This window comes from Bacillus sp. FSL R7-0672 (assembly GCF_038601465.1).
Classification (GTDB): Bacteria; Bacillota; Bacilli; order Bacillales; family Bacillaceae; genus Bacillus; species Bacillus pumilus.
Genome location: NZ_CP152010.1, coordinates 2,074,434 through 2,087,764, shown reverse-complemented (window position 1 = coordinate 2,087,764; position 13,331 = coordinate 2,074,434). Strand labels below are relative to the sequence as shown.

17 protein-coding genes are annotated in these 13,331 nt (G+C 41.1%); 16 read left to right on the top strand and 1 reads right to left on the bottom strand.

Going from position 1 to position 13,331, the window contains the following annotated elements:
- The first annotated feature begins 102 nt into the window (after positions 1-102).
- From MKY18_RS10400 to fni, 5 genes are all read left to right on the top strand, one after another.
- On the top strand, positions 103-750 hold the full coding sequence (locus MKY18_RS10400; protein WP_044141096.1) for a flagellar brake domain-containing protein: 648 nt from the start codon (positions 103-105) through the stop codon (positions 748-750).
- Positions 751-813: 63 nt separating this feature from the next.
- A complete protein-coding gene (locus MKY18_RS10395) occupies positions 814-996 on the top strand; it encodes a YpfB family protein (RefSeq protein WP_034661090.1) in 183 nt (60 codons plus the stop codon).
- A gap of 71 nt (positions 997-1,067) precedes the next feature.
- Positions 1,068-1,745, top strand: coding sequence for a (d)CMP kinase (cmk, locus tag MKY18_RS10390; protein WP_044141097.1), 678 nt, complete (start codon positions 1,068-1,070; stop codon positions 1,743-1,745).
- A gap of 223 nt (positions 1,746-1,968) precedes the next feature.
- A complete protein-coding gene (rpsA, locus tag MKY18_RS10385; protein ID WP_003215529.1) occupies positions 1,969-3,120 on the top strand; it encodes a 30S ribosomal protein S1 in 1,152 nt (383 codons plus the stop codon).
- A gap of 14 nt (positions 3,121-3,134) precedes the next feature.
- Positions 3,135-4,202 (top strand): type 2 isopentenyl-diphosphate Delta-isomerase, encoded by a 1,068-nt coding sequence (gene fni / locus MKY18_RS10380; RefSeq protein WP_185108477.1) that lies wholly within the window; start codon positions 3,135-3,137, stop codon positions 4,200-4,202.
- A gap of 52 nt (positions 4,203-4,254) precedes the next feature.
- On the opposite strand, the gene MKY18_RS10375 is transcribed toward fni, so the two are convergent.
- The gene (locus MKY18_RS10375) at positions 4,255-4,386 is read right to left on the bottom strand and encodes a YpzI family protein (RefSeq protein ID WP_003215762.1); all 132 of its coding nucleotides are present in this window, start codon (positions 4,384-4,386) and stop codon (positions 4,255-4,257) included.
- 348 nt (positions 4,387-4,734) lie between these two features.
- On the opposite strand from MKY18_RS10375, the gene MKY18_RS10370 reads away from it, so the two are divergent.
- The 11 genes from MKY18_RS10370 to mtrB all read left to right on the top strand — a co-directional run bounded on the left by MKY18_RS10370 (position 4,735) and on the right by mtrB (position 13,279).
- Positions 4,735-5,109, top strand: coding sequence for a hypothetical protein (locus MKY18_RS10370; protein WP_342497509.1), 375 nt, complete (start codon positions 4,735-4,737; stop codon positions 5,107-5,109).
- Entirely contained in the window at positions 5,106-5,990 is an 885-nt protein-coding gene (locus MKY18_RS10365) for a YIEGIA family protein (protein ID WP_003215905.1), read from the top strand. The genes MKY18_RS10370 and MKY18_RS10365 overlap by 4 nt, the downstream gene beginning before the upstream one ends.
- Before the next feature lie 6 nt (positions 5,991-5,996).
- The gene (locus tag MKY18_RS10360) at positions 5,997-6,191 is read left to right on the top strand and encodes a hypothetical protein (protein ID WP_342497508.1); all 195 of its coding nucleotides are present in this window, start codon (positions 5,997-5,999) and stop codon (positions 6,189-6,191) included.
- Between the two features lie 159 nt (positions 6,192-6,350).
- Positions 6,351-7,661, top strand: a complete 1,311-nt coding sequence (gene der, locus MKY18_RS10355) for a ribosome biogenesis GTPase Der (RefSeq protein ID WP_003215663.1) — start codon at positions 6,351-6,353, stop codon at positions 7,659-7,661.
- 14 nt (positions 7,662-7,675) lie between these two features.
- Entirely contained in the window at positions 7,676-8,713 is a 1,038-nt protein-coding gene (locus tag MKY18_RS10350; RefSeq protein ID WP_003216041.1) for an NAD(P)H-dependent glycerol-3-phosphate dehydrogenase, read from the top strand.
- Positions 8,714-8,980: 267 nt separating this feature from the next.
- The gene (locus MKY18_RS10345) at positions 8,981-9,184 is read left to right on the top strand and encodes a DUF2768 domain-containing protein (RefSeq protein WP_034318888.1); all 204 of its coding nucleotides are present in this window, start codon (positions 8,981-8,983) and stop codon (positions 9,182-9,184) included.
- Between the two features lie 18 nt (positions 9,185-9,202).
- On the top strand, positions 9,203-9,928 hold the full coding sequence (locus MKY18_RS10340) for a hypothetical protein (RefSeq protein ID WP_185108479.1): 726 nt from the start codon (positions 9,203-9,205) through the stop codon (positions 9,926-9,928).
- Between the two features lie 204 nt (positions 9,929-10,132).
- On the top strand, positions 10,133-11,611 hold the full coding sequence (spoIVA, locus tag MKY18_RS10335) for a stage IV sporulation protein A (protein WP_003215616.1): 1,479 nt from the start codon (positions 10,133-10,135) through the stop codon (positions 11,609-11,611).
- A gap of 374 nt (positions 11,612-11,985) precedes the next feature.
- Positions 11,986-12,264, top strand: a complete 279-nt coding sequence (hbs, locus tag MKY18_RS10330; protein WP_003215863.1) for a non-specific DNA-binding protein Hbs — start codon at positions 11,986-11,988, stop codon at positions 12,262-12,264.
- Positions 12,265-12,454: 190 nt separating this feature from the next.
- Positions 12,455-13,024, top strand: coding sequence for a GTP cyclohydrolase I FolE (gene folE / locus MKY18_RS10325; protein WP_003215789.1), 570 nt, complete (start codon positions 12,455-12,457; stop codon positions 13,022-13,024).
- Between the two features lie 24 nt (positions 13,025-13,048).
- The gene (mtrB, locus tag MKY18_RS10320) at positions 13,049-13,279 is read left to right on the top strand and encodes a trp RNA-binding attenuation protein MtrB (protein ID WP_003216082.1); all 231 of its coding nucleotides are present in this window, start codon (positions 13,049-13,051) and stop codon (positions 13,277-13,279) included.
- Positions 13,280-13,331: the final 52 nt, after the last annotated feature.

Genomic DNA, 13,331 nt, shown 5'->3' with positions numbered 1-13,331 from the left:
AAAAGGAAGCGAGGAAAAGGCGAATAAGCCTTTTCCTTTTGTTTTATACATGGTTTAATATAGGAGAGGATATGATTTCACAGATGAAAAGAGTGATGAGGAATGTTACAAATAGGGGATGCAATCACAATTGAATATGTCAATGAGAACAAAGAAGTGAAAACTGCAAAATCGAAAGTTTTGGAAAATAATAACGATGATATTTGCATTAATTATCCAGCTGATAAAGAAACGGGACGCACGATCTATTTAAACCAGCAAACAGAAATCACCGTTTTCTTTTTCGATGAAAATCAAATTCCATACAAATGTACAAGCGAAGTCATTGGGAAGAGGAAAGAAGATATTCCGATGATCGTCATTTCCATTCCCCCAAAAGAAGAAATGATTCGGCTTCAGCGTAGAGAATACCTGAGAGTCGATACAATGGTCAAAACCACGATCACGCAAACAGGTGAAGCATCCTTTGACACGTTTATTGTCAATATGAGTGCTGGCGGCTTAGCAATTGCTGTTCCTGAGGGTGTCTCATTGAAAGAATACGGAGAAGTGATCACAGAGTTTGAACTTCCGCTGAAAGAGCCTGTCAAAATTAAAGCGGTTGCAGAGATGAGCCGAGTCTATCAAGATGAGCAGACTGGCAAAACAAGAGCGATCATGGAGTTTTCTGAGATCACAAATGACCACCAGCAACACATTATGAAGTACTGCTTCCAGCAGCAGCTTTTAACACGTGTAAAAAAAGCATAAGAATAAAGGATGTTAAAAGCTTCCATACTAGAGGTGATAGAATCTAGCGTGGAGGCTTTTTGTATGAAGACAATGGAAAGATGGTTATTGAAAGCGGTGCTCATTCAGCTTGTCTTATTATTAGCCGTTCAGATCACACTTCATTTGACGAAAGGAGAACTATTTTTGTCAAAAGTCGTGCAATACGAGGGTGTAAATAACATGAGCATTGAAGATTGGATCGAGACGTTTAAGCAGAAGGATTGATAGAAAATTCCCCCGTTTGACCGGTGATCGTGTTACAATTTATAAGGGAGATTCAATCAAGGAGAGGTATTATGAAAAAGAAATTATCTATCGCAATTGACGGTCCTGCTGCAGCAGGAAAAAGCACTGTGGCAAAAATTGTCGCAGCAAAAAAATCATATATTTATATCGATACAGGTGCCATGTACCGTGCGATTACGCTTGCGGCACTTCATCATGGTGTAGATCTTGAAGACGAGCAAGCACTTGATGCATTACTGAAAAAAACGGTGATTGAACTTGTCTCAACAGACGAGGGTCAAAAAGTTCATCTAGACAATACCGATGTGACAGAGGAGATTCGCACTGACCGCGTGAGCAACCAAGTATCGGTTGTCGCAAAGCACAGAGCTGTTCGGGAAGAAATGGTCCGCAGGCAGCAAGAGCTTGGTAAAAAAGGCGGTGTCGTGATGGACGGAAGAGACATAGGTACGCACGTTCTTCCAGATGCCGAAGTGAAAATTTTCTTGCTTGCATCTGTAGAAGAAAGAGCAAAACGCCGCTTTGAAGAGAATCAGAAAAAAGGCTACGATGTCAATTACGATCAGCTGATCGAAGAGATTGCAAGACGTGACAAGCTTGACTCTGAGCGCGAAGTTTCGCCGCTAAAGAAAGCGGATGACGCCATTGAAATTGACACCACTTCTCTTTCCATTCAAGAGGTAGCAGGTAAAATTTTAGATGCAGCAGACCGTGTGGAGAAACAGTAAGAAATTTTAGAAAACTTTTATAAGTTAGAGGTTTATCTCTTGACAAACAAGGTCTTTTATTAGAAGTTTATACTAATACTATTTTTATTGATCATTCAAGCAATTCTGTTGATTTGAATGTTTCTATAATACATACTCGGCTGGTAATCATCATGCTTAAGACACATATTCACCCAGTCGTTTTAACTAAGCTGTGTAGGTTTGGACCAAGGAGGTTATCGAAATGACAGAGGAAATGAATCAAATCGATGTTCAGGTACCAGAGGTTGGAGATGTAGTGAAAGGGATTGTTTCTAAAGTTGAGGACAAGCATGTCAATGTAGATATCGTCAATGTGAAACAGCCTGGGATCATCCCAATCAGTGAATTATCAAGTCTTCACGTTGAAAAAGCATCAGATGTCGTGAAAGATGGCGACGAATTAGAGCTTAAAGTAACAAAAGTCGAAGACGATGCTTTGATTTTATCGAAACGTGCTGTTGATGCAGACCGCGCTTGGGAAGACCTAGAGAAAAAGTTTGAAACAAAAGAAGTATTTGAAGCTGAAGTAAAAGACGTTGTAAAAGGTGGTCTTGTCGTAGATATTGGTGTGCGTGGATTTATTCCTGCATCTCTTGTAGAAGCGCACTATGTTGAGGACTTTTCAGACTACAAAGGTAAAACACTCTCACTTGTCGTGGTCGAACTTGACCGCGAAAAAAATCGTGTGATTCTCTCGCATCGTGCAGTAGTGGAGCAAGAGCAATTAGACAAAAAGCAAGACTTCCTGCAAAAGCTTGAGGTTGGCAGTGTGATTGATGGTAAAGTGCAGCGCCTTACTGATTTTGGTGCATTTGTAGACATTGGCGGCATTGATGGATTGGTTCACATTTCTCAACTATCCCATGCGCATGTTGAAAAGCCATCTGACGTAGTGGAAGAAGGCCAGGAAGTCCAGGTCAAAGTACTTGCTGTTGATCGTGATAACGAGCGTATCTCACTATCTATTAAAGAAACATTACCAGGACCTTGGAGCCAGATTGGTGAAAAGGTAAAACAAGGTGATGTGCTTGAAGGAACTGTTCAACGTCTTGTGAGCTTTGGTGCATTTGTTGAAATTCTGCCAGGCGTCGAGGGACTTGTGCATATTTCCCAAATCTCTCATAAACATATCGGTACGCCGCATGAAGTCCTTGAAGAAGGGCAGACTGTGAAAGTAAAAGTGCTTGATGTGAATGAAGATGAAGAGCGCATTTCACTAAGTATCCGTGATTTAGAAGAAAACCCCGAAAAACAAATCGAAGAGAATTATCGTCAATATCAGGCGAAAGAAGAAAACACAAGTGGATTCCAGCTTGGTGACCTGATCGGAGATAAGCTCAATAAATTAAAATAATTTGGTGATCAAAATTGACGCGAGCAGAAAGAAAGAAACAGCATATTGAACATGCCTTGTCCACTGGACAGCATGCAGCAACAGGTTTAAAAGATGTTTCCTTCGTTCACGCCAGTTTACCAGATCTTGCGACATCACAAATTGATACACATACAACAATTGGCGGACTGACTTTCGGTTCGCCAATTTTTATCAATGCAATGACTGGCGGGGGCGGAAAATCGACCTATGAGATTAATCGCTCTTTATCGATCGCAGCGAAGGAAACCAATATTCCGGTGGCAGTTGGATCACAAATGGCTGCACTGAAAGATAAAGAAGAAAGACGTACGTATGAAGTTGTTCGTAAAGTTAATCCAGATGGAATTGTCTTTGCGAACTTAGGCAGTGAGGCAACGATGAAGCAAGCGAAGGAAGCCGTTGAGATGCTGGAGGCCAATATGCTCCAGATTCATTTAAATGTGATTCAAGAGATTGTCATGCCTGAAGGAGACCGTGATTTCAGGGGGGCACTTGAGCGCATCACAGCCATCAATGAATCAGTTGGTGTGCCTGTTGTCGTAAAAGAAGTTGGATTTGGCATGAGCAAGGAAACGGCCAAAAAGTTATTTCATGCTGGGGTTGCGGCCGTTGATGTAGGCGGATTTGGTGGTACGAACTTTTCTAAGATCGAAAATCTTCGACGTCAAAAAGCACTTCATTATTTTGATCAATGGGGGATTCCAACTGCAGCGAGTCTTGCTGAAGTACATACAAGTTTTCCAGATCAAACGGTTTTAGCCTCCGGAGGTATACAAGACGCCCTTGATGTAACAAAATCAATTGCTCTTGGCGCATCCGCTGCTGGTCTAGCTGGCTTTTTCTTAAAATCACTGACTGACGGAGGGGAGAGCGGTCTCATCGCGGATGTTATAGATCTTCAAGAAGATGTGAAGATGATGATGACAGTCCTTGGCGTGAAGACCATTGAAGAACTGAGACAAACCCAACTTGTCATTTCAGATGCAACAAGTCATTGGCTCAAAGAAAGAGGCATCGACACAACGTACTATAGTTTAAGATCAAATAAGAAAAAGGACTAAAAGCAAGTTTAGCCCTTAAACATCTAAGGCATGTGGTTATCACATGCTTTTTTTATTGATTTCTTTTTCGCGCGCTATCTGGACCTTCTAATGCTGTTGCCCCTTTATAATGAATGGATTGATCACGGTCAGATTCCACTCTTTTTGATGCCTTTAAACGTTTTTCCTGTCTATCTTTTCCCATCATACATCCCTCCTCAACCATTAGGGTGTCACCTCTTGTTTATTTCATACAATGCCCAAAGTGATCCCTTACGTTTAAAAATTGGGGATTTTCCCATAATGTAATTGAGGTGATGAGACGTTGGAGGCTTTGTACTATTATTGGTCCATATGGTTCGTTTGGATTATCGTGACATTTATTATGGAAAAAAGCTCATGGCGCAATGTACTAGGTGTCTTTGTCCTTGTCCAGATTATATGTAGTCATTTCATGATATCCATATTTGATATGAGCCTAAATGCAGGATACTTGATGACCTTTTTATATGCATGTGCGGGTTTCGTTATATGCCGCTCTGGTCATCGAATAATGAGAATCATACAATTAGGTTCTATGGTAAGCGCATATGCCTTTTTTATGATTTTTGCATTATATGACCCGGTTTGGTTCACGCTAATAAAAGTGGATTGGGTCGTATTTGCCTTGTTGATCTTGATGTCTTTGACATATGGACATCATTTCACAGAACGAGTCACCTTATGGATGATGTCTGTATGTCTTGGCGAAGCCCTTTATGCGCTCACGATTCACCGCCTGACATCATCGATTGTCATAGGAGATCTCTCTTTTCTATCCCTTGTTGTTCAAGGGTCTATCTTCCTATTAGGTGTCGATCAGCTTGAAAAGCTCTTGAACGCCCGTTCATCTAGAAAACCAGTAAAAGGGGCTGCAAAATCAACATGACGGATTATACGTTTCCTGTGATTATTGGTGTCATCTTTGGGATGGCGGCCAGGCTTTATATGTTAAGAACAGATTACCGACAATACCCTACATATATTCATGGACAAGTGATTCACATTGCGCTTGGTTTTATCGCTTCAGGACTTGGTGCGATCATTATGCCAGCACTCATTCAGGAGGAATTTACGGCGATTACCTTTCTCACGCTGGCGGCCACGCAATTCAGAGATGTCCGCAATATGGAAAGAAATACGTTAACTCAAATGGATTCATATGAGCTAGTCTCAAGAGGCAGTACATATATAGAAGGTATTGCCATTGCCTTTGAAAGCCGAAATTATATTGCGATTCTCACGGCACTGATTACGACCACAGCTTGTATTTTCTTCTCGCTCGTTATTGGGACAGTGGTCGGTATTCTTTGTTTTTTCTTGGCAAAGCTATTAATGTCTGGCAGCCAATTAAAGGATATCGTCAACATACAAAAAGGAGAGCTTCGCTTTGATGGGGCAGGGCTTTATGTGAACGATATTTACATCATGAATATCGGATTGCCCGAAAAGCAAAAGCTCATATTAGAGCATGGGATGGGCTTTATTTTGACACCGAAAAATTTCAACGCAGCCACAACGATTGCCAACCTTGGGCAGCGGCAAGCCATTTTATTTGATTTATCCAATGTACTTGGTGTGTATCGCGACTCTGGTGAACCATCCCTCTGTCCGCTCGCAAAGCGTGATTTGAATAACGGCACACTTGGTGTGTTCATTTTACCGCAATGGTATCGTGAAGATTTGGCTGTCCGTGTATTAGAAGAAGTACCCATTTTAGAAAATGCCATCAGAATGCCGACAGAGTTCATAAAAAAGAAAGTGAGGTAATAGGGCATGACGAACACCATTGAACAATTTATACTCGCTGTGGCTACAACAAATAAAGAGCGGGTCATGGGCGGTACAGCCGTTTTTTTCTGTGAAAATAAAGAAGAACTCGACATGTACGCCATGAATTTAGAGGCCATTTTAGATGGAATTGCACACGGAATTGGAGAAGATCTTTACTTGATTGTCAAACATTTTTAAGTTATTCATTGTGGTCTGATTAAAAATTGATATAATATATAAGTTGAACCCTTCATGTTTGAAGGGTTTATTTCATAAAACTGAATGAAAATTTTAAATCCCGGTTGAAACATGATGATGAACATATTGAATCGCGGCTGGATTGAAAGGAAGGGTACTATGGGTAAACCTGTCGTAGCCATTGTTGGAAGGCCCAACGTTGGAAAATCTACAATTTTTAATCGAATCGCAGGCGAAAGAATATCGATTGTAGAAGACACACCTGGTGTAACAAGAGATCGAATTTATAGCTCTGCTGAATGGTTAAATTATGACTTTAACTTAATAGATACTGGTGGAATTGATATTGGAGATGAGCCATTTTTAGCGCAAATTCGCCATCAGGCAGAAATCGCAATGGATGAAGCGGATGTCATCATCTTTATGGTAAATGGCCGAGACGGTGTGACATCTGCGGATGAAGAAGTCGCAAAAATTTTATATCGCACGAAAAAGCCAGTTGTACTTGCTGTCAATAAACTGGACAACCCTGAAATGAGAAGTGACGTGTATGACTTTTATGCACTAGGGTTTGGCGAGCCATATCCGATTTCTGGAACGCACGGATTAGGTCTTGGTGATCTACTTGATGCAGTTGCAGAACACTTTAAGAACTTACCAGATACGCAGTATGACGAACAAGTTGTCCAGTTCTGCTTAATCGGTCGCCCGAATGTAGGGAAATCTTCTTTAGTGAATGCGATGCTCGGAGAAGACCGCGTCATTGTCAGCAACATCGCTGGTACAACAAGAGATGCTGTCGATACGATGTTTACGTACAATCAGCGTGACTTTGTCATTGTTGATACAGCAGGTATGAGAAAAAAAGGAAAAGTATACGAAACAACAGAGAAATACAGTGTGCTTCGTGCATTAAAAGCCATTGATCGTTCTGATGTTGTCGCTGTTGTTCTTGATGGTGAAGAAGGTATTATTGAACAGGACAAACGTATTGCAGGCTATGCACACGAAGCTGGTAAAGCCGTTGTGATCGTTGTGAACAAATGGGACGCTGTTGAAAAAGATGAGCGTACGATGAAGGAATTTGAGCAAAACATTCGTGAGCATTTTCAATTCTTAGATTATGCACCTGTCTTGTTTATGTCTGCTCTCACGAAAAAGAGAATTCATACGTTAATGCCGTCCATTATTACAGCTAGTGAAAATCATGCGATGCGCGTTCAAACGAATATTTTGAACGATATCATCATGGATGCAGTAGCCATGAATCCAACGCCGACTCATAATGGACAGCGCCTGAAAATTTATTATGCGACACAGGTGGCAATTAAGCCTCCGTCCTTTGTTGTGTTTGTAAACGATCCAGAGCTTATGCACTTTTCCTATGAACGTTTCCTAGAAAACCGCATTCGAGATGCGTTTGGTTTTGAAGGAACACCGATTAAAATATTTGCGAGAGCTAGAAAATAAAAAGGGTGAGCAGAATGAAGAAAATTTCAGTACTTGGAGCAGGAAGCTGGGGAACAGCTCTTGCTCTTGTATTAGCTGATAATCATCATGATGTACACATGTGGGGACATAGACAAGAGCTCATTGACCAAATCAATGAGAAACATGAAAATCATGATTACTTGCCAAATGTCGCACTGCCAGCGTCTATCCAGGCGACGACAGACATGAAGCAGGCGTTAGAGGGGACAGACGCTATTATTGTCGCTGTGCCAACAAAGGCCATTCGTGAAGTGTTGAAGCAGGCAAATGAGCTGATCACATCGAAAGTGCCGTTTGTCCATGTCAGTAAAGGGATTGAACCAGATACACTTCTTAGAATATCTCAAATGATTGAACAAGAAGTCCCAGATGAGAAAAGAGAAGCTGTCGTCGTCTTATCAGGACCGAGCCACGCTGAGGAAGTAGGCTTGCGTCATCCGACAACTGTCACTGTCTCATCAGAAAATATTGAAGCGGCTCAATTTGTTCAAGATTTGTTCATGAACAACAACTTTAGAGTATACACAAACCCTGATGTGATTGGTGTAGAAATTGGCGGCGCACTGAAAAATATCATTGCTCTTGCGGCAGGGATCACAGACGGGCTTGGGTATGGTGACAATGCGAAAGCGGCGCTCATCACTAGAGGACTCGCTGAAATCGCACGTCTCGGTACAAAAATGGGAGGGAATCCTCTGACATTTGCCGGCTTAACGGGCGTTGGAGATTTGATCGTGACATGTACAAGTGTTCATTCACGTAACTGGCGCTGCGGAAATCTGCTTGGTAAAGGGTATAAGCTTGAAGAAGTGCTTGAAAAAATGGGGATGGTTGTCGAAGGCGTCCGTACAACAAAAGGCGCTTATCAGCTCTCCAAAGAATACAAGGTCAGCATGCCGATTACAGAGGCGCTTTACCACGTCCTGTTTGAAGGGAAAAAGGTCGACGATGCGGTCGAATCATTGATGGCACGTGTGAAAACACATGAAATGGAAGACCTTGTGAACATGTTTGAGAATCAAACAAAATAAATGGAAGACTGAACTTAGGCATGTAGAGGATGCAAGAAGGGGAAGACTTGCATAACATAGCAATGAAGTTTGAATAGAGCTTTGCCTCTACAGAATGAGGAAAAATAGTCGACCTAATGACTGAAGCAGAGTCCCCCTCTTTGCTTCAGTTTTTTTTATGTGCTTTTTTCTGAATGATTGGAAAAATGATTGATATTTACCTTATTTTTGGTTTAGAATGAAATATAAACGCTTACAATTTGTTCGTTTTAAAGGGGGACAGGCACGATGAGTTTTGCTTTAATCAAGATGTGGTTTGCACTTGGTTCAATGGGGCTCATGTTTTTAGCTGTAGTAACCATTTATTTCAGTCGATTTAAGCTGAAGAGTCGGTTTCTTAAAATAACAGCCTCGACCGTCGCATACAGCTTGATGCTGATATCAGGTATCATTGTGTTTTTAGTTGTATTTAGCGGGCCGGTCAATGAATAAAGAAAAAGGAAGAATGTGATGATCAAAGCAAAAGTCAGTGTCACGTTGTTAGCACTTATTTTACTAACAGGATGTCTGTATCCAGAAAATCGCAAAACTGAAAACCGTGTGCCATATGAAGAGCAGCTGCAAAGCGTTCAGACAGCAATTGAGGAATTTCAAAAAGCAACAAATGGTCTTTTGCCGATTGAAACGAAAGAAGCAGACACGCCGGTTTATCAAAAGTACGTCATCGACTTTAAGCGCTTGTCACCAAGATATTTACACGATGTACCGTCGACATCTTTTGAAGGCGGGGGTGAATATATGTATGTCCTCACAGACGTCGAAAAAAAACCAACTGTGAAACTACTTGATGTCAAAATGACGCAAACCATCAGTGAATTACGGCTTAGAATCAAAATATATCAAGATGAACATACATATCCGCCATACGGCAAAGTAGTATCAAACAATTTATATACGTTAAATGAAAAAAAGCTAGGCTTAAAATCGCCGCCTACGGTCATGAGCCCGGTGACAGGGAATTCCCTCCCATTACTGATTTCATCAAATGGCGAAATCTATGTGGACTACCGCAGTGACTTTGCTCATATTTTGAAGAATACGAAACAAAAGCTGAAATCAGGTGAAAACATTCAAGATGTCTATTGGCAGGAAACCCCGTTTGTACCCGCGTTTTCTGTCCCATATACCATCAACAAAAAAGGTGAGCCTGACTTTTTAGAAAAAAAGACGTCATAAACAAGAATGAACCTTTTTCCTCTGCATATAAATGAGGAGAAAGGTTTTTTTATGGCTAAACATACTCTCAAAACAAAAAAGGTGTCATATTCAAATAGGACAACGTCATACACATATATTGTCCAGACACCTTTCAAGCAAGTTTGATTGAAGAATAGAGTATTTTATTTGAAAACGAGGATAGCAAGTCCGGGAGGGGATCACTTGGAAAAAGTCGATATTTTCAAGGATATCGCTGAACGAACAGGAGGCGATATATATTTAGGAGTCGTTGGCGCTGTTCGTACAGGGAAATCTACGTTTATTAAAAAGTTTATGGAGCTCGTGGTGCTCCCGAATATCAATAATGAGGCAGATCGTGCAAGAGCACAGGATGAATTGCCGCAAAGCGCAGCAGGAAAAACCATTATGACCACTGAGCCAAAATTTGTACCGAATCAAGCGGCATCGATTCATGTGAGTGACGGTCTTGATGTCAACATCAGGCTTGTCGATTGTGTAGGATACACAGTCCCTGGTGCGCGCGGATATGAAGATGAAAATGGTCCAAGAATGATCAACACGCCGTGGTATGAAGAGCCAATCCCGTTCCATGAAGCAGCGGAAATTGGCACACGCAAGGTCATTCAAGAGCATTCTACCATTGGTGTTGTGATTACAACGGATGGTTCTATAGGAGAAATTCCAAGACATGATTATATTGAATCTGAAGAACGTGTGATTGATGAACTCAAAGAGGTTGGAAAGCCGTTTATTATGGTGATCAACTCTGTGAGACCCTATCATCCTGAAACAGAGGCGCTGCGGCAGGAACTGAGCCAAAAATATGATATTCCAGTACTCTCCATGAGTGTAGAAAGTATGAGAGAGCAAGACGTCCTTAGTGTGCTTCGTGAAGCATTATATGAATTCCCAGTCCTAGAGGTGAATGTCAACCTTCCAAGCTGGGTCATGGTGCTGAAAGAAGATCATTGGCTGAGAGAAAGCTATCAGGACTCAGTGAAGGAAACCGTAAAGGATATTAAAAGATTAAGAGATGTTGACCGTGTTGTTGGCCAGTTCAGTGAATTTGACTTTATTGAAAGAGCGGGCTTAGCAGGGATTGAAATGGGTCAAGGGATTGCGGAGATTGACCTGTACGCCCCAGATGATCTATATGACCATATTCTAAAAGAAGTGGTTGGTGTAGAAATTAGAGGGAAAGACCATCTCCTAGAGCTCATGCAAGATTTTGCGCATGCGAAGACAGAATATGATCAAGTATCAGACGCCTTAAAAATGGTGAAGCAGACGGGATACGGAATTGCGGCCCCGGCCTTGTCAGATATGAGTTTAGATGAGCCAGAAATCATAAGACAGGGCTCGAGATTCGGCGTAAGACTAAAGGCGGTTGCACCATCGATTCATATGATTAAGGTAGATGTAGAAAGTGAATTTGCACCGATTATCGGAACAGAGAAACAAAGTGAAGAGCTCGTCCGCTACTTAATGCAAGACTTTGAAGATGATCCGCTTTCGATTTGGAATTCAGATATATTTGGGCGCTCACTCAGCTCCCTTGTCAGAGAAGGCATTCAAGCTAAGCTGTCTCTGATGCCAGAAAATGCAAGATATAAACTGAAAGAAACACTTGAAAGAATCATCAACGAAGGATCAGGTGGTTTGATCGCGATTATTCTATAGCATGTGAGACCTCTCATTGACAGGGGTCTTTTTTTGCGTAAGGAATGAGTCATAAAAAGACAATTGTATAAAGATTAGTCAGATTCAGGCTGAAATTAGGAATATTCGTTCGTAAAAGTGCCCTTAATCCTTGACGAATAAGGATTCTTCCCTTTAAAATGCTTGATATGGTATTTCATATGTGTTAATCTACTTACAGAAAATCTTCACTTTGTTGGACAAACATTCCTTCAAAGAGTTGTTTTCTAATGAAAAGCCATGTATACCGCTTTCTAGACGCTCTTTTTTTCGAAAAAAGTGTATAGAAAGAAGATGAATTGTGAAGAAATGATAACAATCTACTGAATGCATATTTTTGGGAGGAGGTGAAAGGCATGAACAAGACAGAACTTATTAACGCGGTTGCTGAAGCAAGCGAGTTATCTAAAAAAGACGCGACAAAAGCAGTTGATTCTGTTTTTGATACAATTTTAGATGCACTTAAAAATGGTGACAAAATCCAACTTATCGGTTTTGGTAACTTTGAAGTACGTGAGCGTTCAGCTCGTAAAGGACGTAACCCACAAACTGGTGCAGAGATCGAAATCCCTGCAAGCAAAGTACCTGCTTTCAAACCAGGTAAAGCACTTAAAGACGCGGTGGCAGGTAAATAATCGTTATGTGTAATGATCCTATTGTAGGAGTTATACATATACAGTTTCACACTGGTCTAGAAAAGCCCCTTTCATAAGGGGCTTTTCCTTTTGAATCAAAAGGTTCGTTTAGAACGCTCTCCTTTGCTTTTAGGATCTGAAGTGTGCTAGAATCTGATTGAAATGTAATCGCCTTTGGAGGATATAATACATGAGTGAAATAAATAAAGAACTAATCGAACACGCAGTACGCGATATATTAAAAGCCATCGGAGAAGATCCAGATCGTGAAGGACTTCTTGATACCCCTAAACGAGTAGCAAAAATGTATGAAGAAGTGTTCTCGGGATTAAATGAAGATCCAAAAGAACATTTTAAAACCATTTTTGGTGAAGACCACGAAGAACTCGTTCTTGTAAAAGATATTGCTTTCCATTCAATGTGTGAACATCACCTTGTACCTTTTTACGGAAAAGCGCATGTCGCTTATATTCCGCGCGGCGGAAAAGTGACAGGACTTAGCAAGCTTGCAAGAGCTGTAGAGGCTGTTGCCAAACGCCCGCAGCTTCAGGAACGCATCACATCAACCATTGCAGATAGTATGGTGGAAACACTCAATCCGCATGGCGTGATGATTGTCGTTGAAGCAGAGCATATGTGTATGACGATGCGCGGAGTGAAAAAGCCAGGCGCAAAAACAGTGACTTCAGCAGTACGCGGTACATTTGCAAATGATGCAGCGGCAAGAGCAGAAGTGCTTTCCTTTATTAAAAACGACTAATTCAATAGATGGAAGGTGAACAGATTGAGTGAAAATAAAGCATCTGATTTTGTAGTGATTAAAGCCAATGAAAATGGTGTAAATGTCATCGGCTTAACTAGAGGCTCTGATACAAGATTTCACCATTCCGAAAAGCTCGATAAAGGTGAAGTCATCATTGCACAATTTACTGAGCATACGTCAGCGATCAAAGTAAGAGGCGATGCTGTCATTCAAACAAGCTTCGGGGAAATTCAAAGCGAAGCAAAGAAATAAATACTTGAATGCACTTGATAGCATAAAAGTGAGAGCTGATATGGTATAATAA

Excerpts from the sequence above, each read along its gene's own strand:
- MKY18_RS10400 (WP_044141096.1), top strand. The coding sequence starts at position 103 with ATGTTACAAATAGGGGATGCAATCACAATTGAATATGTCAATGAGAAC.
- MKY18_RS10395 (WP_034661090.1), top strand. The coding sequence starts at position 814 with ATGAAGACAATGGAAAGATGGTTATTGAAAGCGGTGCTCATTCAGCTT.
- cmk (WP_044141097.1), top strand. The coding sequence starts at position 1,068 with ATGAAAAAGAAATTATCTATCGCAATTGACGGTCCTGCTGCAGCAGGA.
- rpsA (WP_003215529.1), top strand. The coding sequence starts at position 1,969 with ATGACAGAGGAAATGAATCAAATCGATGTTCAGGTACCAGAGGTTGGA.
- MKY18_RS10375 (WP_003215762.1), bottom strand. The coding sequence starts at position 4,386 with ATGGGAAAAGATAGACAGGAAAAACGTTTAAAGGCATCAAAAAGAGTG.
- MKY18_RS10370 (WP_342497509.1), top strand. The coding sequence starts at position 4,735 with ATGAGAATCATACAATTAGGTTCTATGGTAAGCGCATATGCCTTTTTT.
- MKY18_RS10365 (WP_003215905.1), top strand. The coding sequence starts at position 5,106 with ATGACGGATTATACGTTTCCTGTGATTATTGGTGTCATCTTTGGGATG.
- MKY18_RS10360 (WP_342497508.1), top strand. The coding sequence starts at position 5,997 with ATGACGAACACCATTGAACAATTTATACTCGCTGTGGCTACAACAAAT.
- der (WP_003215663.1), top strand. The coding sequence starts at position 6,351 with ATGGGTAAACCTGTCGTAGCCATTGTTGGAAGGCCCAACGTTGGAAAA.
- MKY18_RS10350 (WP_003216041.1), top strand. The coding sequence starts at position 7,676 with ATGAAGAAAATTTCAGTACTTGGAGCAGGAAGCTGGGGAACAGCTCTT.
- MKY18_RS10345 (WP_034318888.1), top strand. The coding sequence starts at position 8,981 with ATGAGTTTTGCTTTAATCAAGATGTGGTTTGCACTTGGTTCAATGGGG.
- MKY18_RS10340 (WP_185108479.1), top strand. The coding sequence starts at position 9,203 with ATGATCAAAGCAAAAGTCAGTGTCACGTTGTTAGCACTTATTTTACTA.
- hbs (WP_003215863.1), top strand. The coding sequence starts at position 11,986 with ATGAACAAGACAGAACTTATTAACGCGGTTGCTGAAGCAAGCGAGTTA.
- folE (WP_003215789.1), top strand. The coding sequence starts at position 12,455 with ATGAGTGAAATAAATAAAGAACTAATCGAACACGCAGTACGCGATATA.